General features: G+C 37.9%; 29 protein-coding genes. 15 read left to right on the top strand and 14 right to left on the bottom strand.

Translation table 11 applies throughout. The features are described from left to right. Positions 1-27: 27 nt before the first annotated feature. The 14 genes from ABD769_RS03445 to ABD769_RS03380 all read right to left on the bottom strand — a co-directional run bounded on the left by ABD769_RS03445 (position 28) and on the right by ABD769_RS03380 (position 12,406). Positions 28-747 (bottom strand): hypothetical protein, encoded by a 720-nt coding sequence (locus ABD769_RS03445; RefSeq protein WP_344849434.1) that lies wholly within the window; start codon positions 745-747, stop codon positions 28-30. 60 nt (positions 748-807) lie between these two features. Then, positions 808-1,485 (bottom strand): DUF4397 domain-containing protein, encoded by a 678-nt coding sequence (locus ABD769_RS03440; protein ID WP_344849431.1) that lies wholly within the window; start codon positions 1,483-1,485, stop codon positions 808-810. Between the two features lie 82 nt (positions 1,486-1,567). Next, positions 1,568-2,692, bottom strand: a complete 1,125-nt coding sequence (gene dnaN / locus ABD769_RS03435) for a DNA polymerase III subunit beta (RefSeq protein ID WP_025143176.1) — start codon at positions 2,690-2,692, stop codon at positions 1,568-1,570. A 33-nt stretch (positions 2,693-2,725) separates the two neighbouring features. Continuing rightward, complete coding sequence (gldG, locus tag ABD769_RS03430; protein WP_344849426.1) at positions 2,726-4,411, bottom strand: gliding motility-associated ABC transporter substrate-binding protein GldG; 1,686 nt, start codon at positions 4,409-4,411, stop codon at positions 2,726-2,728. Next, positions 4,411-5,136 carry a gliding motility-associated ABC transporter permease subunit GldF gene (gldF, locus tag ABD769_RS03425; protein ID WP_344849424.1) on the bottom strand — a complete coding sequence of 242 codons (726 nt, stop codon included), beginning with the start codon at positions 5,134-5,136 and terminating at the stop codon, positions 4,411-4,413. Before gldF ends, gldG begins: the two co-directional genes overlap by 1 nt. A gap of 259 nt (positions 5,137-5,395) precedes the next feature. Next, on the bottom strand, positions 5,396-6,082 hold the full coding sequence (locus tag ABD769_RS03420; protein WP_344849422.1) for a porin family protein: 687 nt from the start codon (positions 6,080-6,082) through the stop codon (positions 5,396-5,398). Between the two features lie 184 nt (positions 6,083-6,266). Beyond that, positions 6,267-6,797, bottom strand: a complete 531-nt coding sequence (locus ABD769_RS03415; RefSeq protein WP_344849420.1) for a hypothetical protein — start codon at positions 6,795-6,797, stop codon at positions 6,267-6,269. Between the two features lie 224 nt (positions 6,798-7,021). Continuing rightward, positions 7,022-7,564 carry a hypothetical protein gene (locus ABD769_RS03410; protein ID WP_344849418.1) on the bottom strand — a complete coding sequence of 181 codons (543 nt, stop codon included), beginning with the start codon at positions 7,562-7,564 and terminating at the stop codon, positions 7,022-7,024. A gap of 6 nt (positions 7,565-7,570) precedes the next feature. After that, positions 7,571-8,278 carry an ATP-binding cassette domain-containing protein gene (locus ABD769_RS03405; RefSeq protein WP_344849417.1) on the bottom strand — a complete coding sequence of 236 codons (708 nt, stop codon included), beginning with the start codon at positions 8,276-8,278 and terminating at the stop codon, positions 7,571-7,573. A gap of 137 nt (positions 8,279-8,415) precedes the next feature. Next, the gene (locus tag ABD769_RS03400) at positions 8,416-9,336 is read right to left on the bottom strand and encodes a glycerophosphodiester phosphodiesterase family protein (RefSeq protein ID WP_344849415.1); all 921 of its coding nucleotides are present in this window, start codon (positions 9,334-9,336) and stop codon (positions 8,416-8,418) included. A gap of 387 nt (positions 9,337-9,723) precedes the next feature. Then, positions 9,724-10,356: a response regulator transcription factor gene (locus ABD769_RS03395; protein WP_344849413.1), complete on the bottom strand. Its 633-nt coding sequence runs from the start codon at positions 10,354-10,356 to the stop codon at positions 9,724-9,726. After that, a complete protein-coding gene (locus tag ABD769_RS03390) occupies positions 10,353-11,138 on the bottom strand; it encodes a sensor histidine kinase (protein ID WP_344849411.1) in 786 nt (261 codons plus the stop codon). Before ABD769_RS03390 ends, ABD769_RS03395 begins: the two co-directional genes overlap by 4 nt. Beyond that, on the bottom strand, positions 11,117-11,767 hold the full coding sequence (locus ABD769_RS03385) for a hypothetical protein (protein WP_344849409.1): 651 nt from the start codon (positions 11,765-11,767) through the stop codon (positions 11,117-11,119). The genes ABD769_RS03390 and ABD769_RS03385 overlap by 22 nt, the downstream gene beginning before the upstream one ends. Positions 11,768-11,773: 6 nt before the next feature. Continuing rightward, positions 11,774-12,406 (bottom strand): hypothetical protein, encoded by a 633-nt coding sequence (locus ABD769_RS03380; protein WP_344849408.1) that lies wholly within the window; start codon positions 12,404-12,406, stop codon positions 11,774-11,776. A 390-nt stretch (positions 12,407-12,796) separates the two neighbouring features. Here ABD769_RS03380 and ABD769_RS03375 point away from each other — a divergent pair, with 390 nt between their 5' ends. From ABD769_RS03375 to ABD769_RS03305, 15 genes are all read left to right on the top strand, one after another. After that, a complete protein-coding gene (locus ABD769_RS03375; protein WP_344849407.1) occupies positions 12,797-13,492 on the top strand; it encodes a hypothetical protein in 696 nt (231 codons plus the stop codon). Between the two features lie 33 nt (positions 13,493-13,525). After that, positions 13,526-14,257: a hypothetical protein gene (locus ABD769_RS03370; RefSeq protein ID WP_344849406.1), complete on the top strand. Its 732-nt coding sequence runs from the start codon at positions 13,526-13,528 to the stop codon at positions 14,255-14,257. Positions 14,258-14,670: 413 nt separating this feature from the next. Then, positions 14,671-16,314, top strand: a complete 1,644-nt coding sequence (locus ABD769_RS03365) for a glycine--tRNA ligase (RefSeq protein ID WP_344849404.1) — start codon at positions 14,671-14,673, stop codon at positions 16,312-16,314. 152 nt (positions 16,315-16,466) lie between these two features. Continuing rightward, complete coding sequence (locus ABD769_RS03360) at positions 16,467-17,153, top strand: 2'-5' RNA ligase family protein (protein ID WP_344849402.1); 687 nt, start codon at positions 16,467-16,469, stop codon at positions 17,151-17,153. Positions 17,154-17,199: 46 nt separating this feature from the next. Beyond that, positions 17,200-18,075: a DUF6252 domain-containing protein gene (locus ABD769_RS03355; protein WP_344849400.1), complete on the top strand. Its 876-nt coding sequence runs from the start codon at positions 17,200-17,202 to the stop codon at positions 18,073-18,075. Positions 18,076-18,243: 168 nt separating this feature from the next. Then, positions 18,244-18,651 (top strand): helix-turn-helix domain-containing protein, encoded by a 408-nt coding sequence (locus ABD769_RS03350; RefSeq protein WP_344849399.1) that lies wholly within the window; start codon positions 18,244-18,246, stop codon positions 18,649-18,651. 86 nt (positions 18,652-18,737) lie between these two features. Beyond that, complete coding sequence (locus ABD769_RS03345) at positions 18,738-19,502, top strand: SDR family NAD(P)-dependent oxidoreductase (RefSeq protein WP_344849397.1); 765 nt, start codon at positions 18,738-18,740, stop codon at positions 19,500-19,502. Positions 19,503-19,681: 179 nt separating this feature from the next. Beyond that, on the top strand, positions 19,682-20,371 hold the full coding sequence (locus ABD769_RS03340; protein ID WP_344849395.1) for a CAP domain-containing protein: 690 nt from the start codon (positions 19,682-19,684) through the stop codon (positions 20,369-20,371). An 81-nt stretch (positions 20,372-20,452) separates the two neighbouring features. After that, positions 20,453-20,950, top strand: a complete 498-nt coding sequence (locus ABD769_RS03335) for a GtrA family protein (RefSeq protein ID WP_344849394.1) — start codon at positions 20,453-20,455, stop codon at positions 20,948-20,950. Between the two features lie 407 nt (positions 20,951-21,357). Further along, positions 21,358-21,666, top strand: a complete 309-nt coding sequence (locus ABD769_RS03330) for a hypothetical protein (protein WP_344849392.1) — start codon at positions 21,358-21,360, stop codon at positions 21,664-21,666. A 209-nt stretch (positions 21,667-21,875) separates the two neighbouring features. Next, the gene (locus ABD769_RS03325; protein WP_344849390.1) at positions 21,876-23,657 is read left to right on the top strand and encodes an aromatic amino acid hydroxylase; all 1,782 of its coding nucleotides are present in this window, start codon (positions 21,876-21,878) and stop codon (positions 23,655-23,657) included. Positions 23,658-23,686: 29 nt separating this feature from the next. Further along, complete coding sequence (locus tag ABD769_RS03320) at positions 23,687-23,941, top strand: hypothetical protein (RefSeq protein ID WP_344849388.1); 255 nt, start codon at positions 23,687-23,689, stop codon at positions 23,939-23,941. After that, entirely contained in the window at positions 23,919-24,299 is a 381-nt protein-coding gene (locus ABD769_RS03315; RefSeq protein ID WP_344849386.1) for a type II toxin-antitoxin system VapC family toxin, read from the top strand. The genes ABD769_RS03320 and ABD769_RS03315 overlap by 23 nt, the downstream gene beginning before the upstream one ends. A gap of 60 nt (positions 24,300-24,359) precedes the next feature. Further along, complete coding sequence (locus ABD769_RS03310; RefSeq protein ID WP_344849384.1) at positions 24,360-25,061, top strand: SDR family oxidoreductase; 702 nt, start codon at positions 24,360-24,362, stop codon at positions 25,059-25,061. A 53-nt stretch (positions 25,062-25,114) separates the two neighbouring features. Then, positions 25,115-25,495, top strand: coding sequence for a magnetosome magnetite crystal formation protein family (locus tag ABD769_RS03305; protein ID WP_344849382.1), 381 nt, complete (start codon positions 25,115-25,117; stop codon positions 25,493-25,495). Positions 25,496-25,547: the final 52 nt, after the last annotated feature.

The raw sequence follows: 25,547 nt of genomic DNA, 5'->3' as shown, positions 1-25,547 counted from the left end.
TAAATGCTTTAAAAATGCAATAAATAATTAGTTGGCAGAAACCAGGCGCATTTGAAGTTCTCCTTTTTTTGATCCGTCAAGTACTACATAATAAACCAGTCCTTTGGTAATGGCAAGCGACTTTGAAGTATTGGTATTGGTAGCAAGCGAATCTAATGTATTTAATAGAGGTTGTGTTGATATTGGATTTTGCAGGTTAAAAGAAATTTTAGTTGCCTTTGTTACTTTTACGCTGTGGCTAACTGTATCTCCATATTTCATTATAAACTGCGGAAATGCCTCTCCATCATCTTTAACAATTACATCCGACAATAAAGTGTAACCAAGGTTTATGAATTTCAGCTTAACAACATTTAAATTTTGCTTCACATCATCCTTATAAACATTCAGCACTGGTGCATTTGTTGTTTTTGTGCGCGTATAAAAAATGGAATAATTGGCACCAATATCAAACTTCTGAGTAGTACTGGCCACATCAACGCCGGTATTTATATTTCTTGAGGTTATGGTATAGCTGGAATCTCCGGCTACCACAATATAATTGCTATTAGAACCATAAACTGTAGAGGCACCCGATTGAATACCTCTTAAGAAAAAATTTTGTGTGGTATCGGTAACAGCAGCCTGAAAATACCTGATTTTGGCATCTCCTTCAATAAGATTATTATTCTTAATGCAGGAGAACATCATTAATACAGGAAAAAACAAAAAAAGTATTTTAGGAAATATAAAACGGGTATTTTTCATATAAAATCGCTGATGCTAATAAAACGTAAAGATAACAGAAACGATATGATTTTGTTAAAATTAATTATCAGTGATAATATGTGCATCTAAAGTGGCTGCAGTTGTACCGCTAAACCAAATGGTATATATTTTGCCGCCTTCTAAACTGGTTCCCTCAATGGTTTTAACACTCCCTGAGCCTACTACATTATACCTTAAATTCATCCCGGCATCCACTGTAAAATAGTTAGATGCTTCTTTAAAAAGCAAACCGTTAACAAATTGGGTACCTGCCTGTACCATCACGTTTATTCCTGTGGTAAAATTAGGTGTAAGGTTAATGAGTTTAATTTTTGCTTTGGTGCTTTCGGTATTGCTCAGGTTATCTTCATAGCTTACAATTTCAAGCTCACCTTTTTTATTGGTAACCAGGAAAGTGGTATAAGTAATAGATGGGGTAAAGTTTAAAGATGTATCGGTAGTGGTGTTATTAGTGCCGGTATAAGAAACGCTCCTGCTGCCCGAAGGTACTTTCAAATATTCGCTGGTTTCGCCAAAGGCTAACGCAACCGTAGTGAGTTTTTCGTTATCCATATAAACATCCTGGTGCACATCAGCAAGAGAGGCATTAACCATTTTTACCTTGGCCTGCCCTTTGGCTACTTCACCACCATCATTCTTTTTACAGGATGTTAAACCAAATGTAGCCAGCGAAATAAATAAAATCAGTGATTTTGAGAGATAAGTATAGATTTTCATAGGTTGGTTAGTTTGTTGAAAACAAAAATGGCTTGGTCAAAAACCAAGCCATTTTCTATGAAAACTAAAATAATAGTAGATTTTAGTAACTGTTATTTAACATTACCGGCATTACCAACATTAAAACATCTTCATTTTCATCGTTGGTTTGCGGAATTAAAAGACCAGCCCTGTTTGGGGTAGAAAGTTCTAAAGTAACTTCATCACCACTTAAATTGCTTAACATTTCGATTAAAAAACGTGCATTAAAACCTATTTCAAGGTCTTCTCCGTCATATTGACAGCTTAAACGTTCGTGAGCTTCGTTTGCGAAATCCAGATCTTCAGAAGAAATATTTAATTCGCTGCCACTGATTTTTAACCTTACCTGGTGCGTGGTTTTATTGGCAAAAATTACAACCCTGCGAAGTGTATTTAAAAATAATCCCCTGTCTATAATTAATTTATTAGGGTTGTTTGTTGGAATTACTGCCTCATAATCTGGATAGCGTTCGTCTATTAAACGACACACCAGATTGATATTTTCAAACTTAAAGAAAGCACTGGTTGCGTTGTAATCAACTGATACATTGATATCTGTAGAGGGCAAAGCGGCTTTTAAAAGTGTTAAAGCTTTTTTAGGAAGAATAAATGAAGTTGCTTTATCTGCCTTGCTATCCATACGGCGGTACCTCACTAATTTATGAGCATCTGTAGCTACAAAAGTGATGTGCTGAGGAGATAACTGACAGAAAACACCCGTCATTGCCGGACGAAGTTCATCGTTACTTACTGCAAAAATGGTTTTGGTAATGGCTTCAGTTAGCACTGATGCTGGTAAATTTACCGAAGAAGCATTTTCTACGACTGGAATTTTCGGAAAATCATCACCATTTTCGCCACTCAGTTTATATTTACCGTCCCCGGCGCTAATCTCGATGGCAAAAGTACTGTCATCAATATTAAATGCAATCGGCTGATCTGGTAAGGTTTTAAGCGTATCTAACAAAATTTTTGATGGAACCGCCACTTTACCTTCTTCTTTTGATTCTACAGCCAGTGCAGTTGTCATACTGGTTTGCAGATCGGTAGCAGAGATAGTTAAGTTTCCATCTTTAATTTCGAAAAGAAAATTTTCTAATATAGGTAAAACCGTGCTGCTGCTTGAGGCACCATTTACAGTTTGTAAGTGTTTTAACAGAGTTGATGTGGATACAATAAATCTCATGATATCATTTAGTCTTCTTCAAAAATATAAAAATTATTTAGCGTACTTGTATTTGCGGTAATAATGTTGAAAAATCGCAAAGAATATTAACAATAACAAGGGAGCCACCACATTTATAAACTGCCATTTGGTTTTTTCGAGTTTAATTTTGGCTTTATCCAATAATCTGATTTTTACTTCTTTGTTCCGGAGGGCAATCAGGTTATCCTCGTCGGTAAAATAATCGACTATATTTAACAGGAGGGCTTTATTGCCAAAGGTGCGCTGCGAATAACGGTCGAAACCCAATGGAAAAGGTGAACCATCTTTTTCAGAAACCTGGTTTTTAAACACATCACCATCACCAATGATAATCATTTTACCTGGTTTACTGGTTACCGCTGTAGTAAAAGGCGCTGTTATGCCCGCAGGTAAAGGTCGCCCGGCAAATACGGAAGGAAAACTCCCTTCCAGCAATATCCCAACATTTTGCGGCACACTCTGAAATTCTTTCGGATTTAACTGCTCTGCAACCATTTGCAAACTGAATGGCTTTGGTGTATTATACACTTTATTATATGGAGAAGTGCTGAGTATGTATGATTTGGTTACCCCTTTCGCTCCTATCGTATCAACTGTACTTGGGAATTCTGCTTTGATGCCATCCAGGTTTTTAACTACACTGTGGATGGTATCAGGAAGTAAAATCGGGTAATAAATCCATGGCAGTAATTGCATTTGCCCCTGCCCTCCAACGGCACCGGTTGAAACCGGAATTTCGGCACTGTTTGCCGGGTCGGCGATAATATTATAATTAATCCTGGCGCCGTACATAAAAAGCATGTCGTCGAGGTTCAGGTTATTGTTCGTGGCCATCTGTCCGCCCCGTCCTCTTAAACTGTCCAGCTCAGCTGTAACCTGATCGATACTCCAAAGTACCTTTCCACCATTCATTACAAAATAATTGATTTTGTATTTTTCTGTTTCGGTAAAAGGCTTTTTCGGCTTGGCAATCACCATCATATTAAGCTTATCCAGTCCTTCTTTGGTAATCGTATTTAAATCGACCCTGCCCACCACATAATTATTGGCTAATGAAGCTCTTGCATCATACAGCTGTAAATCAGAGAGTTCCCCATTCGATTCTGTAAAGCCGATCCGGGGATTGTAGCCATTCATTACTTTTTTTAAACTGGAGGTTAACGTATATTCCAGATTTTCTATAGACCTGTTAATATTTTCTTCATAACTGCCTGCCACATTGAAATTTTGAAGCAACTTAACCGGCATCTGTTTGCCATTGCTTTCAATCATCGCCATTGGAACAACAAGTTTCTCGGTTGATCCGCTTTCTGTTTTTAAGGTAGTCCGGGTGGCTTCGATGCCATTTTGAGCGAGATTGTAAATTACGGTATCCTGCTCCCGGGTACTTAATCCTGCCAAAGGATCGACATAAACTAATTTAAAATCTGCTTTTGAATAAGCTTTATAATCAGATAAGATATCGCTTACCGCAGCCTGCAAACGTTTAAAAGCCGGAGGCAATTCACCTTTTAAAAATACAGTAACAATTACCGGTTTTTCATTTTTTTCGAGTAATGATTTTGTTTTTTCACTCAGGGTAAAGCGTTTATCAGCCGTGAAATCGAAACGGTGGAAGACATAAGCGCCCAACACATTTACAACGATTAATACGGCTACTACGACAATAAAATTAATCCATTTATTCTGCTGCTTCATTATCGTTTCCCTCTTATAATTAATTTGGTGAGCAACAAAAACAAAACAGAGAAAGTGATAAAGTAGATCAGGTCCCTCGTATCTAAAACGCCACGGCTGATGGAGGTATAATGCTGGTTAATACCTAAATTGGTGATGGTACTCTCAATGGGTTGAAAAGCTGCAATCTGACTGGTATAATCGAAACCCAAAAAGAAAAATGCAAATAAAGCGGCGCAAATCACAAAGGCAATCACCTGGTTTTTGGTTAGTGCTGAGGAAAATATGCCAATGGCGGTAAAAGCTGCACCCAACAAAAATAAGCCGGTATAGGAACCAATAACCGAACCTGAATCGATGTTTCCTTCCGGGAAACCAAGTTTCGAAATGCTGTAATAGTAAACTACCGTGGGGATTAAAGCAAAAAGTACCAGTACCAAACTGGCCAGGTATTTCGCTACCACAATCTGCCAGATCTGTATTGGCCGTGTAACCAGAAGTTCGTATGTTCCTTCTCTTCTTTCTTCTGCAAAAGAGCGCATGGTAATGGCCGGAATAAGGAACATAAAAAGATATGGCACCAGACTGAAAAATCCGCTGAGTTCGGCATAACCATAATCAAGGATCGATGTATCGGGGAAAAACCAAAGCAACAGCCCCGAAACCAATAGAAAAACGCCGATGGTAATATAAGCAACCATCGAACTTAAGAAACTGAATAACTCGCGTTTAAAAACTGCGTACATGTGCTATTAAAATGCCGAAGTTAACCATTTATTCCTGCAAATTTAAAAGGACTGTAATTAAATGAATGTATTATAGACTATGAATATAACTTAAACATAAAGCTAATCGATTTAGTTCAAAATCTCTCCGCTACGCATTGCTTCGGCAGAGATGATGATTTTACGACAATGGTAGCCTGTCGAAGTACCTGCTTAAATAAGCTTTAAGGTGTTTCGACAGGCTCAACATAATAACCTCTTTAAAAAAATTTTTATTTATTTAGAAAGAGAATCCAACACCGGCAGATAACACCCTGTTTGTTACTTTTGACACATTTGAATCTGAATAATCAAGGTTACTCAAACCTAAACCATAACCCGCATGGATGTTAAAACCATTACTAAGCTGGTAACCCGCCAGGAAATTAACACCAAAATCACCTCTTTTCATCGTTCCGTCTTTTCCAAATTTGATATCCTCTTCTCCTGATTCTGTCATCGTGCTACCCCCACCACTTAGCGTAGCAGTAGATTTGTTTTTTCCGCTGATGGCCATTGCATAATACGGACCTGCACCAATAAAGATCTTTCCGCTACCGAGCGTAAAATTAAATACTGCGTTTACAGGAAGTTCAATATACATTGTACTAATTTTTGAGTTAGCAGTAGCTGTATAAGTATTTCCAAGCTCAGCATTATAATAAGAAAAATCTGTTTTCCCACCCTTACCAACTAAAGATAAACCGGGCTGAACTGAGAATATATCCGAAACAGGAATATCAACCGTTCCACCAACATAAAACGAGGTACTCATTTTTTGGCTATAGCCCTGGTTTTCTGTACCCGATACACCAAAGGTTGGAAATGTTACACCTGCTTTTACACCGATTTTGATGTTGTTGTTTTGAGCTGAAGCTGCAAAGCCCAGGCCTGCAACTGCTAATAGAGATAGCATTAATTTTTTCATCTGATTTTTTTGAAATTGTTTTTTTAGTTTCCGTGTTTCTGCCTGTTTTGCAAAAACATACAATGATAGTAAACTAATTTAATAGTTTAGTTAATTTTATTTCTATAATCCTAAAATGATAAGTTTTTTATAAACAGCAAAGCCCCCAATTTCTTGGAGGCTTTGAAATAATTTATAGTTTAAATTACAAACCGAATGCAAATGCAGCACGTAAGCCAATAAAGCCGGTAGAACCGCCATTACCTGACCAGTTTTCGTAACGTAAACCGAAATCTAAACTAGATTTATCAGCTACAGAGAACGATGCGCCTAAAGTTGGTGCAACAGCAAACAAAGTACTACCACCAGTTTCAGTACTAATTGCAGCACCTAATTCACCAGCACCATAAAAGTTACCACCAAAATAGTATTTGGCACCAGCTTTTAAAGGTACAACACCATAATTTGTTTTTAATCCTAATGCCTTAAGAGCATCCTTAGCGTCACCTGTTACCATTAATGAAAGATAACCAGCAGAGCCAGTTAAGCTTAAAGATTTGGCTACCGGATGTTCATACTGTAGTGATCCACCTACGATTAGTGTGTTCGAATTTTTTTCAGTTGGCAAACCGAATTCAGCACCAATGCTTAATTTTTGAACCGCACCTTCTGTTTGAGCTGAAGCTGCAAAGCCTAAACCTGCAACCATTAATAAAGATAGTAATACTTTTTTCATTGTTTTTTTAAATTATTGTTCGTTAATTATTTCGGTTTTTAGACAATCATGATGCCAAAAACGTTACAAATAAATTCCAAAACAAGAATATAGAACCATAAAAAACTGATTAACATAAAGTTATATCATTAACATTTTTATTCTAAAACGTTGTATTAAGTTGTAAGTGATGGAAGTTTGGTATTTTTGACTAATAAATAAAACAATTAAGCACACCAATTGTTTCAAAGCCCAAACAAATAGGCAAACCTGATCCCAACAAATCCTTTACTGTCAGATTTGTTCAGTCCGATCATATTATTTTTGCCTGTCCATGCTTCGTAGCGGATGCCTAAATCGAGTTTATTTCCTCCTGAAAGTTTAAACTGATTGCCAATACCAGGCGACCAAACAAATAATGTTTTCTGATTTTTATTTAAAGGCAATGCCGCTCCCAACTGTCCTTCGGCATAAAAACTTTCGCCTAACTGGTATTTTAACCCGGCTTTTAGCGGAGCATAAGTTAAATCCTGCACATTAAAAAGTTGGTTCCGCCGGCCAAAAAAGTTCATAAAACCTGCGTTTAAAGTTAAAGCAAAATTTTCTGTAACAGGAAAATCAGCTTTTACTGATGCGCCAGATCCAATTCCTGAAAGATTAGAAAAATTGCCTGAGGGTAAACCAATTTCGGCACCAATGCCTATGTTAGCGCTGTTTTGAGCTTTTAATAGTGTAGGACTGGAAAATAAAAAAGCAATGAGTAAGATCTTAATTTTTGAGCTAAGCATGAAAGGTTAAGCAGTAAGTTTTCTGAAAATATCTTCTAATGATTGTTGCTGGTGAGCTTTTTTTAAACCTTCAAGCGAGTTATTAGCTACAATTTTACCTTTGCTGATGATGATGATATCTTCGCAAATGGCTTCAACCTCCTGCATAATGTGTGTAGAGATAACAACCGTTTTAGCAACACCCAAAGTTTTGATCAGCTGCCTGATATCGACCAACTGGTTCGGATCGAGGCCGGATGTGGGTTCATCTAAGATTAAAACCTCCGGGTTGTGGATAATGGCCTGCGCCAGTCCTACCCTCTGGCGGTAACCTTTAGATAACATGCCGATTTTTTTATGCTGTTCTGGTGTTAAACCAACCATTTTAACCACTTCATCAATGCGTACTGTTAAATTTTCGATTTTATAGGTCTGTCCAACAAAACTTAAAAACTCTTTTACATACATATCAGCATAAAGCGGCGTATTTTCCGGAAGGTAGCCAATGTGCTTTTTCGCTTCTAGGGCCTGTGTTGTGATATTTTTACCAGAAATTTCAGCTTCTCCTGAAGTAGGCGCTAAATAACCGGTAAGCATCCGCATAGTGGTAGATTTGCCAGCTCCGTTTGGGCCTAAAAAACCCAGAATACGACCAGGTTTAGCCTCAAAACTAATGGAATCAACCGCTTTTTGCTGACCGTAGTGTTTAGAAAGATTTTTAACTGAAATACTCATTTTATGTTTTTTACCACAGATAAACACAGATTTAAAATTACCTATCCTGAAACTAATTAATATGTTTCGCCACAGATTGCATAGATAAACACAGATTTTAAAACTGCCAGATCTCTTTTCATCCCTTTTATCTGTGGTTAATTAATATGCGTTGAACTTATTTTTTTATTGTACCTGAATTTATCCAGCTCTTCTGATGCCTGAGGCAGGTTATCGCCTGATAAAATATCGGCACCATTATTTACGAGATGATAATACACATTTTTAACAGGACTTGCCTTGGCACTTTTATCAATATTGCCCATGGTACCTAAAATAGTGGTGATGCCTTTGCTGTGCAGGTATTGGTAAAGTTCTTTATCGGGTGCAGCAACACCAACAAAAGCAACGATCCGGTTATTGGGAATGCCCATGTTGTTTAATCTTTTCAATTCAGCTTTCTTTTGCACAGAGGCCGAAATCATCAATTCTGGTGCCAACTGATGCACTTCTTTTGCCTGCTCGGCGGTATAGGTAATGATAATTGAATTGCTTTCTACTTTATATTGCCTTACTTTTTCGATCACTTTGGCATAGGAAACACCTTTTTTCAAATCGATGGTTAACAAAACCTTGCCTTTACTCCAGCTAAGCACACTATCCAAAGCAGGGATCTTAAATTTGGTTTCATTGCCTTCAGTATCTTTAAGGTTAAAAGCTTTTAATTCTTCATAGGTATAATTGCTTACTGGGCCTTTTCCGGTTGAAGTTCTATCCAGCTGGTCATCGTGCATAATCACCATCACCGAATCTTTGCTGTAAGCAATGTCAAATTCGATTACCACCGGGTTGTAAGTAGTGGCATTATCAAAGGTTTCGATACAGTTTTCAGGAAAACCAGGCATCGGGCCGCCGCGGTGCGCACTAATTAAAGGGAAACGGTTTTCAGGCGACCATTTTAAGAACTGATATAATTCTGCAGTGCTACTAAACTTAATATATTGATGGCTTTTTTCTTTTGATTTGCACGAGCTAAACACAGCAATAACAACCAGGAATAGTAAGTGATGGAATTTCATGGCTCAAAAGTAGGAAAAAATGGAAGATGGAAGATAGGTTAACTGTAAATATAGGTTAACTGGTTAATTGTTGTAATCGGTTAATTGTATGATAGGTTAATTGTAAATATAGGTTAACTGGTTAATTGTTTAAATCGGTTAATTGTATGACAGGTTAATTGAAAACATAGGTTAACTGGTTAATTGTTGAAATCGGTTAATTGTAGGATAGGTCAATTGTAAACATAGGTTAACTGGCTAATTGTTGAAATCGGTTAATTGTAGGATAGGTCAATTGTAAACATAGGTTAACTGGCTAATTGTTGAAATCGGTTAATTGTGGAACCATACCAGTGAACCACTTTATACAGTTTAAACAATTAACCCAATTAAACAAACATAACCCCACTATGCAAATCCATTTTTAATGGCGAAAACAGCCAATCCTACACGGGTTTTTAGTTCCAGTTTTTCGCATAACTGATCGCGGTAACTCTCCACTGTACGTGGACTGCAAAACATTTTATCGGCTATTTCTTTGTAATTGAGCTCGGTAACGGTATATTTTAGAAATTCTTTTTCTCTGTCAGAAATTTTGATTTCGCTGTCTTTGTTTTTATTTAAACTGGAAAAAATGATTTTTGATGCCCAATCGGGATAAAAAAAACCATTCGCATTTAACCTGGTCAGTGCATTTTCGAGTTCTGCCGGATGTGCATTTTTGAGCAAGTAGCTCGTAGCACCGTTGCTTACCATCTTGATTACGCTTTTTTCTTCGCCCTGCATGCTTAAGGCCATTACCTTTATATCAGGCTTATGCTCTTTTAACCAGCTTACGGTTTCAAAACCATCCATTATGGGCATGCTGATATCTAAAAGGATAATATCTGGAATTTTGCAATTGCTTTCAAACTTATCAATAAGGTCTTTCCCGTTTTCACATACATAAATCACCTCAAAGGCTGCAAAGTTATTAATAATGCCCTGCAGCGCTTTCGCGATGAGGATATGATCATCAACAACAACTATTGTTTTTTTCATGATTGTTTATCTAGTAAAATGGTAAGTGTGGTACCAAAATTGGCTTTGCTCTGCAGGTTAAAATGCCCGCCAATGATTTCGGCCCTTTTTTTCATGTTTTTTAAACCAATGCCATCTGCTGTTAACCCGACATAATCGAAACCCACTCCATCATCCTGTATGCGTAATGCCAAAAAAAACTCGGGAGACGATTTTAACCTGATGGTGATGTTATTGCAACGGGCATGTTTTAAGCTATTCTGAAAAAATTCCTGCGTAATCCGTAACAACACGTTTTTTTTTACAAATTCGAGGTCAATTTTTTCGAAATTATGCTCAAAAGTTACTTTACACTTTTTTAAGGCATTAATGTGATTTACTTCTTCCTGTATTAAAGTTACCAATTCATTTTCAATTACATTATCGTTGGTGAGGTTTTTTGATAAACTTCTTAAATCCTGTAACGATGAATTAATGATCTGATAAATCTGCTCAATCCTTTCATTTTCCTGCGGCACCTTATTTTCGTACACCAACTGCTGGGTGTAAAGACTTACCAGGGTTAATTTTTGTCCGATGTTATCGTGCAGCTCACGCCCGATCTGCTGCATCGTAGCCTGTTGTATTTCTAACTGTGTGGTTAATAGTTCTTTTTGATGCATCTCGTTAGTAATCTCGATTTCTTTCAGGTATTCCCTTTTCCGCTGTTTATATTTTTTGATATAAACCATAACGGCCACCACAAACAGCACAAAAAACAGGTTAAACAGAATAATGGTAATTAAGAGTTCTGTTTTCCCCATATAAATGAAATTGAGAATAATACATACATTACAATACCAGAAACAAGGAAGTAATCATAATAAACATTCCACATCGGATGATATTTTACCAATAAGTAATAGAAAGTCCAAAATGGCAAAGTACCAATATAAAATAGTGTTACGCCCAAATTGATATAAAACATCCTGTTCTTGTTAAAATTAATGATATCGGATGAGGTAATCTGTTTATAATATTCCATCAGCACCAAAACCATTAAAATAAGGCATCCAAAGGTGTAATTAAATGAAAAGATAATCTTACTTCCTTTAAAGTAAAATTCGCTTGGGATAAAGGAGATTAAATATAATAAAGAAAAAATGATGAACAGGCCTCTTTTCTTTAAAGATTGAACAGCATACAGCCAGTAAAAAAAGAGGAACTGTAAAGGAATTACTAAATAATTATAAAACTGCGCCTTTGAGAAGGTCATCCAATTTTCACCATATTTACCAAAAAGCTCGCACATAAAAATAAAGCCCAGGTAAAATACAAAGTACTTCCAAAGGTTATTTGCCGCGTTTTTAAAATAGTAAAAAATAGAAATTATAGCAGCCAATCCTTCTACCCACAGGAGTGCATTGCTTAAAAATGTTTGAAAGCCCGACATATTTTGCTAATAAGTTTCCTGTACTGCCTCGGCTGGAGGAATCAATTGTCCGTGGTTTTGTGCCATTACCTGCCCCGACTGATCATCATTGCTGGTAGAATCCATGGCCATGAATGCCACAGGACGTTGTTTTTCGCGCTCATTTATTAAATAGGTCGACTCATCTAAAGGATTAAAATCATAATCCTGGCAACTTCCATTGTTGATTTTCTTTTTCAAAGTTGGAATCATCACGAGTGTATGTTTCCCGGCATAATCTTTTCCAATCGATTTTTCATTTTCAAAGTTTTCCCATTCACCTTCTTTAGGATATGCAGCATAATAAAAACGTACACCCAGGGCACCTATACCAATACCCGGGTTTCTCTTTTTGGTTTGGTATTCGATATCGGCAATAAATTTTTTAAGTGTTTTTAAGCCGAATGAAACCGAATGGGCATCATTTAAACCTAGTGTGCTGTTAATGGCATCCAGATGGTTATTCCGGTACTGGTTAACCATTTGTTTAATTGTTCTGGTATCCATCGTATTGGGCTGGCTCCTCTCTTCAGTTTTTATTAAACCGGTTAGTTTTTGTACCAGATAAAGCACGAGTGCGCCGAATAAAAATACGATGGCATAAATAAGGAAATCTTTCATGTTCATGATTGGTTTGGTTCTGATTAAAGTTAATGTTAATTATCAAAAGTGATAAAACTTTTAACCATAACAGATGGGGTTTTCCCCATATTTTCCTGTTGTTTTTACTGCATTTTATTTTGTTGCATTTACTACTGGTTTTTAGTGTTTTACCTAATGTTTTTCCAGGGCCGTTACTTCAATTTTGAGTAATGTTTAACAACCGGAAATACAAAAGGAAGAAGCCGAAAATCCTGAATAAAGTAGGCAGTATTTAAACCTTGAAAACCATGTCGAAAACCTCGAAAAAAGAAGAAAAAGTAGCGTACACAGCAAAATCTGAACCCTATTAATTTTTAAACTCAATCAATCACACCAATTATTATTTGGCATTAAACAAAACCTAAAATCATGGAAAATTTTAAAGAAAGAAAATTAATCTCGGTAAAAGAACTGCAGAGGGTAAAATCACTCACCCTTGAAGTTGATGAAAACAGCCACATTACCATCGGTCCGAATGAAAAAATGTTTTCAGATGCTTTACATTATGTATCTGTTAAATCATTTGAAGACCTGCAGGAATTGAGCATAATTCCGCAAGGTTTAAGCAAGGAAAATGTCTTAAGAGCCATTTCTGATGACGATGAAGAATCTTTAGCAATTGCGAAAAAAGACTATAACTTTTCAAAACAAAGTGACTGTAAATGTCACGATCATGTGGAGCATTCGTTACAAACCCAGTTCAGGAATATCAGAAGGAAAAGCCACTTTCAGTTAGCAAAACTACTTACCAGTTATTACGGCAAACAGATTTTATGGGACGACTTTGAAGCCGTACACGCCTATAAAATGACCACGAATTTATTAAAGAACCCGCGTTTTGGATTAAATATAGTGTATTTTGCATTAGATGACATCATCATCAATACCAATTCTACGCTAACCGTTAATTCTGGTACCGATCTTATAAAAGGCAGAAACCTGGTAATACATACAAACGGAAAAATGGAGATAAAATCATCCTACCTTTTCTTAAAGTGTAAAACTGCAAAAGCTTATTCGAACAAGCTTGAAAGCCGTTCTGCTTCAATTTTAACAAGTAAATAAATAACAAATTAGCTTAATAAAAATCATATTAACATGCATAATATTATTTTAAACGGTACAGATGGAGCTGTAGGTTTCACCGGGCCAGAAGGATTAAATGGTGGTTTAGGTATTAATGGTAACAAAGCAAACTGCCCATGGTGTTGCGATGATGATTGTGCCGAATTAGGTGGACCTGGCGGGCCAGGCGGACCTGGTGGCAATGGTGGAACAGGGGGACCTGGTGGAGCCGCTGGAAATTTCAGGTTAGAAGTAGAAATATACTACGGGGGTTTTAACATCTCCAGCGTTGGGGGTAAAGGAGGAGATGGTGGCACTGGGGGCAAAGGCGGAACCGGTGGTAAAGGAGGTAAAGGCGGCGACGGAGATGACTGTGAGTTAGGGAGACACGGCGGAAATGGAGGGCATGGCGGGAAAGGCGGAGATGGCGGTTTTGGCGGCCCGGGTGGCAGAGGCGGCGATATTTCTATTGTGATGAAACACAATCAATCCGGAAGCGCTCAGATTCCTATGCAAACCAATGGCGGCGCAGGTGGCCGGCCGGGAGTTGGCGGCTCGCAAGGCTTGGCCGGGCAACCCGGAGATGATGGTAAAACAACAGGCACTTTTTCTAAAAGCAGCGATTGCAAAACCATGGGACCGGTTCCAAGCTGGGGTTCAGAAGGAGGTGTTGGCGTTTCTCCAGTTAATGGGGTTGGTTCAAACGGTACGGAGGGAATTGTAAGTATTATTACAACTGGCACCGATACACCCCCTACTCCATAAAATTAATCAGAATGAACGTTTCTCGTCAAAGATCGGTGTTGCATTTAGCGGCGCCGATTTTTTTTTACCCCATAAAGTTAAACATCAATATTTTTACAGGATTGGCCACTTAAACCTGATAGCAGCGGGCACGATCCCGATTTTTCATCGGGAGAAGTAAAGCGTAAAGCAGGAACCACGCAACCGACCGGCACTACCATTGCTTTTCTCAATATTTTTAACCATCTGCGACATTTAAGAACATATAAGCTAATTGGTGAGGATGCTTTTCGTTTTTTCTGACGATCTTTAGTCACCCGGCGGACATCAAAGTTTTATGTTTTACGATAGTTTCACTGTTCCTTTAAAGCTGATCAAAAACCTTTTACCTTTTACCGCTTACCTTTTACCTTATTTATTATCTTTGCTGCATTATGGCTCAAAAGAATAACGACGAACAATTTAAAAATGTAATATCACACGCTAAAGAATACGGTTTTGTATTTCAGAGCAGCGAAATATACGATGGCTTAAGTGCTGTTTACGATTATGGCCAATTGGGTGCCGAATTGAAAAACAACATTAAAACATACTGGTGGAAAGCCATGGTGCAAATGCACGAAAACATTGTAGGCATTGATTCTGCAATTTTTATGCACCCTAAGGTTTGGAAAGCCAGCGGACACGTAGATGGTTTTAACGACCCGATGATTGATAACAAAGATTCGAAAAAACGTTATCGTGCCGATCAGTTACTGGAGAATAAAATTGATGAATTATATTCGGAATTAGCGAATTTCAGTGCAGAAAACAAAGCTAAATTTGAGGAGTTTCAACAGGAAATACTGGGTTTAAGTGATGAAGGACAAGCGGCCTGGATTCCAGGATTTAAAGATGAGGCAACCATTTTAGACCATGCAAAATATCCATTTGTTGATGAAGCAAGCTGGAGATTTGTAAAAAAAGGCCTTGCACTTAAAATAGAAATGAACCTGGCACTTAAATCGGAAAATTTAGCACAGCTAAAAGATTTAATTGTTGATTATAAAGTAATCTGCCCGATTTCAAAAACTTCAAACTGGACAGATGTACGCCAGTTTAACCTGATGTTTAGCACACAGTTTGGTGCAATGGCCGAGGGCAGCGATGAAGTTTATCTTCGCCCGGAAACGGCTCAGGGTATTTTTGTTAACTTTTTAAATGTTCAAAAGTCAGGAAGGATGAAAATTCCTTTCGGTATTGCGCAGATTGGTAAGGCTTTCAGAAATGAGGTAATTGCCCGTCAGTTTATTATGCGTATGCGTGAGTTTGAGCAAATGGAAATGCAATTTTTCGTTCGTCCGGGTGAAGACACAAAGTGGTTCGAATACTGGAAAGAAGCACGTTTAAAATGGCACAAGGCTTTAGGTACCAATCCTGAAAAATACCGTTACCACGACCACGTTAAACTGGCGCACTATGCCAATGCGGCAACGGATATCGAATTCGAATTCCCGTTTGGCTTTAAAGAGGTTGAAGGAATCCACAGCCGTACCGATTTCGATTTAAAGCAGCACCAGGAGTTTTCCGGCAAGAAAATGCAGTATTTTGACAACGATTTAAATGAAGAAGGTAAACCATATGGTAATTACATTCCTTATGTAATCGAAACCTCTATCGGTTTAGACCGCATGTTCCTGTTAACGATGATTAATGCTTTTGAAGAGCAGGATTTAAGTACTGAAGATAAACAGGACAGCCGTACTTTATTGCGTTTACACCCTGCTTTGGCACCATATAAAGTGGCTATTTTCCCACTGACCAAAAAAGATGGTTTGCCGGAAAAAGCACGTGAAATTATGGATGAACTGAAATTTGATTTCAACTGTATTTATGAGGAGAAAGATGCGATTGGTAAACGCTACCGCCGTCAGGATGCCGTAGGTACGCCTTTTTGTATCACGGTTGACCACCAAAGTTTAGAAGATAATACGGTTACCATCCGCCACCGCGATAGCATGGAGCAGGAACGTGTAGCCATTGCCGATTTAGCCGGTATTATTGGTAAAGCTACCAGCTGGAAAGCATTGCTGGCATAAAAATTATAGATCCGTCATCTCGAACGGAGAGCAACAAAGCCGGTAGATCTGACCCGAGATAGATCTCTCCACTCCGCGGTGCTTCGGTCGAGATGACGACAGTTTTATCAAGTCGCAGGTTTTTACCCCTGCGACTTTTTTGTATAAGAAAAGTGAATTTAGCCGAACATTATAATAAACTTTACACAGAATCGATTGCCAAAATAGCCAATGGTGATTATGAAACTGATCCTCTAATTGACGATAAGACTGATAATCGTTTCGGCATTACCCTGGTAATCAGACCTGATGCAGCAACAAATCATAATATCCAGCAATTTTTAAGCGAAGCTAAAGCCATTGACCCTGATCAGTATTATTATCAAAATGCAGATATCCACATCACTTTAATGTCTATCATTTCCTGTTATAACGGTTTTAGTTTAAAGGATATCGAGGTTCAGGATTATATCGATATGATTAAAAAGGTCTTGGTCAGGCATAAGGGTTTCAGGATTCAGTTTAAAGGCCTTACTGCATCTTCATCGTGCATTTTAATCCAGGGATTTTTAACCGATACGCTAAACGAAATCAGGGACGATCTGCGTAAATCTTTTAAAAGTTCTGATCTGCAGCAAAGCATTGATAAACGGTACACCATCCAAACGGCCCACTCTACCGTAATTCGTTTCAGATCGGAACTAAAAAATCGAACTGCACTGATTGATCTGATAAAAAAATACAGGGATTTCGATTTTGGCACTTTTGAAGTCAAACAGGTCGAACTGGTTTATAACGACTGGTATCAGCGGGAAAAATTCGTTAAAAAGCTGCATATCTTTTCATTAGACCTTAACTAATTTTTTATCTTCGCATAAATTTATTAACCATAACAAATTAACCCTCGTGAAATTATCTTTTAAACTATCCTTCCTGGCATTGATATGCCTTTTAATTACTTCATCCTGCAAAAAAGAAATCGATTACCATCCCGAGTGGGATTCATCCTCTATGAGCGGAAAAGTTGATGGCGTTTTAGTGCAATGTACTATAGCTAATGCCCAGGTTTACAACGTCGGTGGAAATATCAGCGCACAAATTTCGGGTTACAAGGGTACCACTGCATTTACCTTAATAATCAGCGATTTTAAAGGTGTTGGCACCTATAGTTTATCCGATAACAATCTGGCCTCTTACCTTACAGGCACATCCTTTTCTCAGGATACTTACATCGGAAGTACCGCCGGAAGTATAAAAATAACAAGTTATTTAGCAGATAAATACATTAAGGGTACATTTGAGTTTAAAGGAGAAAATTTATCTACTTCAACAAGTAAAACCATCACCGAAGGGCAATTTAACATCAGTTTGGTTCCGGTTAAACTGCCCGAAACCAATAACAGCACCAATAATTTAAGCGCAAAAATTGATGGTGTCACAATCGGTTTTACCGGCGAAGCAGTAACAACCAATATGCCTGTTATTGGCAATTTACTCAGCATTGTAACCCTAAATGGTGAAAAACGCATGGCTCTTGGCGTTTTTGGTTATAAAGGCATTGGCACCTATGACTTCTCGACCGATGGAAGCGGAACTTACATGAAAGATCAAACACCTACAGGCTCATTTTCGGCTACAAGCGGCACTTTGGTAATTACCAGCGAAACCGGAGGGAGATTAAAAGGAACGTTTTCTTTTAAAGCACCCAATGAAAATGCGACCATTAATACATCGGTAACAGTAACTGATGGTACTTTCGACCTCCCGTTCAGCAAAAAATAAGGATTAAATTAATAAAATATAAAGCCGCTGATGCTATAACATCAGCGGCTTTTGTTTTTACAGCGGGTTTTGCGGGTAATCCTTCAGTCACAAAGAACAAATGCGGTAATGTAATTTCATTATCAATCGCCTGAATGGTATATTTGTTTAGCGATCAAAATCATTGATATGAAAATCCCACAGAAGTTTTTTGCCCGTCGACATGAAATTGCAGCAGATTATTTAAAAGAATTAGATAAACACCTTGATGACATTATATCTGGCCGTGCGACAGAAATGTTTGAGGTTAGAGATTTTGCCGATCTAATCCATGTACATCCAACTCATTTAAGCAATACCATTAAAGCTGCTACCGGCCATTCGCCATGTTTCTTTTTCGAAGAGCGCCTGATGGAGATTTCTAAAGCCATGCTGCAAAATGTGAGTATGCCCATTGCAGAAATTGCGAGGATATTAACTTACGATCCATCTAACTTTACCAAGTTTTTTAAACACTTCGCTGGTCAAACCCCAAAACAGTATCGGGAGGCTTATTTCGAGTCTTTAGCTACAAATAAGGAAATTGTCACCATATAAAACTTAAACCGTCACCATTTTTACTTAAGCTGTCACCATTTTTACAGCCAATTTCCATCTAATTTTGTTTAACAAATAAAAAGAAAATGGAAACACAAAATAAAATTGCCCTGGTAACCGGCGGTAGCCGCGGATTAGGAAAAAACGCTGCGCTAAAAATTGCAGCCAAAGGACTTGGTGTAATCATCACCTATCAATCTAAAAAAGAAGAAGCAGAAGAAACTGTTAACGAAATTAAAAAATTGGGAGCAGCTGCTGCTGCCCTACAATTAAATGTTGGCGATGCTAAAACTTTTGATGCCTTTTTCAACGAAGTTAAAACTGTGCTAAAATCTGTTTTTAATGCAGAGAAATTCGATTTTTTGGTCAATAACGCAGGGATTGGTATCCATGCCTCATTTGCTGATACGACGGAAGAACAATTCGATACTTTGGTAAACATCCATTATAAAGGGGCTTACTTTTTAACCCAAAAAGCCTTGCCTTTGTTAAATGATGGCAGCGGAATCATTAATGTTTCATCCGGACTGGCGCGTTTTGCCACACCAGGTTATGCGGCTTATGCCTCAATGAAAGGTGCCATGGAAACCCTAACAAAATATCAGGCAAAAGAATTGGGTGCCAGAGGAATCAGATCGAATATTATTGCACCGGGCGCTATAGAAACCGATTTTGGAGGTGGAATGGTGCGCGATAACGACCAGCTTAATGCAGGTATAGCTGCCAATACAGCGCTAGGCCGTGTGGGTTTACCTGACGATATTGGTGGCGTAGTAGCATTTTTATGTACCGAAGATGCAAGATGGATTACCGCACAACGCATTGAAGCCTCAGGCGGTATGTTTTTATAAACTTTTAGCATTTTTTTACCACGAAGGCACAAAGACTTTTTTCTTTGTGCCTTCGTGTCTTTTTGCTTAATTTTTATCTTTTGGGCATTCAGCACCAACCACTAAACGCCCAGCGCCGAACAAAATCTCTAAGCAGAAAATAAACCGCATCAATTGGCGTTATCCATGAAAACCATCAGATGCGCAAAATACTTCTACCTGCCCTTTTACTTTTCATTTTTATCAACAGCGCAAATGCCCAAAAATGGACAGATGCCGAATTCCGCAGGGCCAATACGGCAGCAAATGCTTCTTATTTAAGTAACGAAGAGAAAAATATTGTGATGTATATGAACCTGATCAGAATTGATGGCGAAAAGTTTTATTATACGTTTTTAGAAGATTACATTAATAACTATAACGCCAAAGTAAAGCAATATAGAAACTATAACGAACTGCGCATTACCCGGAACAACCCCTACTATACCTCTTTATTAAAACATTTACGGGGCATTAAAAATCTGCAGGTATTCTACCCTGATGATAAACTCACTTCTTTAAGCCGCAGTCATGCACAGGATTTAAACCGGAACAACCTCGATACACACGAAAGCAGCAATGGTGATAAATTTTCGAAACGTTTATCTAAATATTTCCCGAACAAGGCCATGAGCGAGAATATTGATTTCGGCTATTCAAACAGCCTGGATATTGTTTGTCATTTGTTATTGGATTGTGGCGTACCATCGCTTGGTCACCGGTTTAATTTGCTGGATCAGAAATACAAGCTGAACACCGTTGGTGTGAGCATACAGCCCCATCCATCGTACAGCTGGTGCGCAGTGATTGATTTTGTGGCACAACCAGCAGCTTATACCAACAATGATTAAAAAGCTTAAATGATCTTATTCGGGTGCCAATAAAAATTTAATTGTAAATTGCGCCCCAAAATAACAGAACAGTTTTAAATAATGCGTAACGCCATTTTAGCCTTAATAGATTTTTTTTATCCTCCATTTAAAAAATATATTTCTTTACATAATTTCAGATATCTGGCAACCGGTGGCGGCACTTTATTACTAGGCATTTTAAGCTACTATTTTGCTTATTTTTTTATTTTTCAAACAGAAGAAGTCAATTTTGGTGTAATTGTGCTGCAAAGGGAAACAGCTTCGCTACTGGTAGATTATGCTGTGGCTATCCCAACCAGTTTTTTGCTTAATAAATACATCATATTTACGCACAGCGAATTAAAAGGCAGGGTACAGCTTTTTAGGTTTTTAAACCTTCAGTTTATCAATATTTTGGCTAATTATGTGTTATTGAAGTTTTTACTGGAACTTTTACGCGATTATCCAACGTTATCAATGCTTTCGCGGATTGTAGTTTCGGTTCTAATGGCCTTATTTAGTTATCTGTATCAACATTACTTTACTTTCAGTGTGAAGAAAATCGGGAAAAAAGATTAATATCTTTTTGCCACACCTGGCCGATAATTCAGGCGGGGATGCACTGATTAACACGGAATAGTAGTGGCACACAATGCCTAACCCATTTGCTTCATATAATTTATCGTTTTTTGGAAAGCAATTACGGTGCTAATTGGTTTTTACAGCCCCGCCTTTGCTTCAAGTCCGCACCTCGTTCCTCGGTTTACGGGCTTTACGCTACAGTCGGGTTTAGGTAGGCAAAGTAGTGTTACTATTTGGGTTTTTATAGCAAATTGCAAAGAAAAACCCGACCCATTAGCACAAGTCTTTGTAAATAAACGGGATGGAAGCGGCATCCTTTTGCGGTCATACTGAGGGATAATTATTTTATAAAAAATAGTCCCGTCATTTCGACTGAAGCTTACCGATTTTTCATCGGTGGCGTAATGGAGAAATCTTTTAAATTTGATTTTAATAGCCTGGTAAACAGACCTCTTCATTTCCTAACCATTAGCCTCCTAATACCAAATCATTTTTTTTGGAAATCAGTTACATTGCTAATCGGTTTTTACAGCCCCGCCTTTGCTTCAAGTCCTCACTCGTGCCTCGCTGCGGGCTTTACGCGCCAGTCGGGTTTAGGTGGGCAAGATATTGCTGCTATTTTCGGTTTTTATAGCAAATTGCAAAGAAAACCGGGTTCATTAGCACAAGCTTTTGTAAATAAACGGGATGGAAGCGGCATCCCCCCGATGTAAAATCGGGAGATATAGCGAACAGCCCGACCGAAGCCTCCCGATGAAATGCTGGCCTGGCTTTCCTAATCATTAATAAACGATCAACTTTATCTTCTTCATCCCCCTCAAACCTTTATTACCTTATCCTGTTAATTTATGCGGCCGCTTTCTTGCTAAGATAGAAACAACACCCTAACTTAGCTGCCGACCAACTTATTTTCAGAATAACCATGAGCCATTTTAATGATTTTAATAATGCGCAGGTAGCCAAATTGCCCAATCATTTAAAGCAATTTATTGTTGCCCAGAATTACGAAAAATATACACCGATCGATCAGGCCGTTTGGCGTTATGTGATGCGCCAGAATTATAGTTACCTTAAAAATGTTGCTTATTACCCTTATATAAAAGGTTTGCAAAGAGCAGGCTTAAGTATAGAATACATCCCTGACCTGCAAACCATGAACGATAACATGGGCAAAATTGGCTGGGGAGCAGTAACCGTTGATGGATTTATTCCGCCGGCAGCTTTTATGGAATATCAGGCTTACCGCGTGTTGGTTATCGCAGCTGATATCCGCCAGATTAACCATATCGAATATACACCCGCACCCGATATTATCCACGAAAGTGCTGGCCATGCACCAATTATTGCCGATACCGATTACAATAATTACCTCAGTTATTTCGGATCTATAGGAGCAAAAGCCATGTTTTCGGCAAAGGATTTTGAACTTTACGAAGCCATCAGGAAGCTTTCCATTTTAAAGGAGGCTGTAGATGCAGATGAATTTCAGATTGCCAGGGCTGAAAAGGAATTACGCTACATTAGCGAAAATATGGGCGAACCGTCTGAAATGGCCCTGCTTGGCCGCCTGCACTGGTGGACAGTTGAATATGGCTTGATTGGAACGCTGGAAAACCCAAAAATTTATGGTGCCGGCCTGCTTTCTTCTATCGGCGAAAGTGCAAGTTGTATGCAAAGCGACGTGATAAAACTTTGGTACAATATTGATACGATAAATTACGCTTACGATATTACCAAACCACAGCCGCAACTTTTTGTAACCGAAACTTTCCAGAACCTGATTGATGTACTGGAAGAATTTGCCAATACCATGGCTTTTAGAAAAGGTGGCGCAGAAAGCGTTATGAAAGCCATTGCTTGCAAAAACGTAGCTACAGCAGTGTACAGTTCGGGCTTGCAGGTAAGTGGTGTGTTTACAGATATGGGCATTAACCCCAACGATGAAGTAACCTTTATTAAAACCACAGGGCCGTCTGCACTGGCTTTTAACAATAAACAACTGGTTGGGCATGGCAAAGATTACCATGTTGATGGCTTTTCGTCGCCGGTTGGTCGTTTGAAAGGATCAGAAAAACCATTGGAAGATTATAGCCTGTCAGAACTGGAATCTTTGAACATCATTAAAGGTGAAAAGACCGAATTTACATTTGAAAGCGGAATTAGAGTTGTTGGTACGGTTAAAGATATGCTCATCAGAGACAATAAAGTAATTTTAATTGCCTTTAATGATTGTACGGTTAGCGAAAGTAATGGAAACGTCCTGTTTAAACCTGAATGGGGCATTTACGACATGGCGATTGGCGAAAAAATTGTGTCGGTATTTAATGGCGCTGCAGATAAAGATGCATATGAAGAAATTACGTTGATCAGTGGCGAAAAAACACATACAATTACATATGATGATAAAACCCTGAAACTACATGCTTTGTATAAAAAAGTAAGAGAGATTAGGAAAAGTGGCGAAAACCTTGAAGAACTTGCCGAAATTTTTACAGAACTGAAAACAGATCACCGTCAGGACTGGCTTTGTGCATTGGAAATCCTCGAAATCATTTTCCATAAAAAAATCTATCACCCATTGGAAAAGGAGATCCAGGTATATCTTGAAATTAAGGCCGGCAAAGAATTAGACCATATGAAATTGATTAATGATGGTTTGCATGTAATTAAAAATCCGGTGAGCCAGTTGCTTGTGGAAGATTAATTTATCTTTAATTTTATTAACTTTACATTATGACAACCATCACAGTACAAGTAGATAACGAACAAAATGCAGTGCTTCTTGAAAAGATGCTCAAGGCATTATCTTTTGTAGGAGATGTTGATATCAAAACCCATCAGCCAAATATGGTTGAGGAACCAAGGGGATCTTATCAGAAATTAAAAAAAGCAATTGATAATATAGAAGGAAATTTAATGTTCAACGATATTAAGGATCCATCTAAATGGCAAAGTGATTTAAGAGATGAATGGGAACGTAATATTTGATACGAATATTGTTATCTACTTATCTAAAAAACTTTTAGCTCCCGAGGAAGTATTTGCAGAAAACAAGACATATTCAATTTCCATAATCTCAAAGATGGAATTACTTGGATATGCATTTAAAAATAAATTGGAAGAAAAGTATATCAATGAATTAATCGATTCCTTAAACATTATACCGTTGAATGATGCCGTAGTAAACACAACTATTGCCATAAGAAAAGTCAATCGGATAAAGTTGCCTGATGCCATTATTTATGCCACAGCACAAGTAATGAATGGAAAACTCTTAACAAATAACATTGCTGACTTTGAAAAAGTGGATGGAAATGTCGAACTTTTTAATCCAATAATTTTATAAAAGCGTTTGATTCTTATCAATTCAACCTTTTAACTTTACAACAATTTTTAACATTTTTTAATGAACATTATAATTACAGGTGCCAGTAGCGGAATCGGTTTCGAAACTGCTTTAGAATTTAGCTTACAGAAAGAGAACAAGATTGTTGCCATTGCCCGTTCGGCTGATAAATTGCGTAAACTGCTGGAAATTGCCCGCGGCATTAATCCCGATTGTACACTTTTACCGGTAGAATTTGACATCGTAAACGACGATTACGCTGCCCTGATTCCTTTTTTAAAAGAACGCCTGGGTACAATCGATATCCTGATTAATAATGCCGGTGCTTTAATTAATAAACCCTTTTTAGAAACCACAGAGGTTGATTTGGGCGAAATGTTGCAGAGCAATGTAATATCTCATTTCAGGATGATCCAAAACCTTTTACCTTTAATGCAAAGCGGAAGCCATATTGTTAACATCGGTAGTATGGGTGGTTTTCAGGGCAGTGTTAAATTTCCCGGCCTTTCTGCTTACTCAGCCAGTAAAGCAGCATTACATACTTTAACCGAATGTTTGGCCTTCGAACTGGCCGAAACCGGGATCAAGATCAATTGCCTGGCCTTAGGATCGGCACAAACTGAAATGCTTGAAACTGCTTTTCCAGGTTACCAAAGTCCGGTGATGGCTTTCGAAATGGGGAAATATGTGGCTGATTTTGCAAAAACCGGACAGAAGTTTTTCAATGGCAAAATTTTGCCTGTAGCAGTTACTACACCATAATAGGATTATTTTTAGTAATTTACAGCAGTAATTGAAAAACTAAAAAAAAATCTATGGAAACAAATTCTCCTTTTGAAACAAATTCATCTTTTAAAGCACCCGATAGTGGAAAAAGCGCTGCCGTGGTAAGTTACATTTTCCTTATTGGTTGGTTAATATCTTACTTTGCGATGTACAAAGAAAATAAAACAGCGTTATCGAGTTATCATTTAAGGCAGTCATTATTACTACATCTGGGTATTATTGTACTTAACATTGCAGTAACCATATTGATTATGATCGTGCCAACTGCCTTATTTGGATATTTAAGTTATGTAGTTTACATTGCCTACATCATTTTGATCATTCTAGGTGCTGTAAGTGCAAATAATGGTGAACAAAAGCCCTTGCCATTACTTGGTAACAAAGCTCAAACCATTTTTCCAAGTATTTAATCGAAGCCAAATATTTTAATCTAAGTCTGAGCGAACAGCTTAGACTTTTTTG

It is taken from the genome of Pedobacter jeongneungensis, from assembly GCF_039538295.1.
GTDB lineage: Bacteria > Bacteroidota > Bacteroidia > Sphingobacteriales > Sphingobacteriaceae > Pedobacter > Pedobacter jeongneungensis.
Note: the sequence above shows the minus strand (reverse complement) of the source record. Positions and strands in the feature narration are given on the sequence as shown.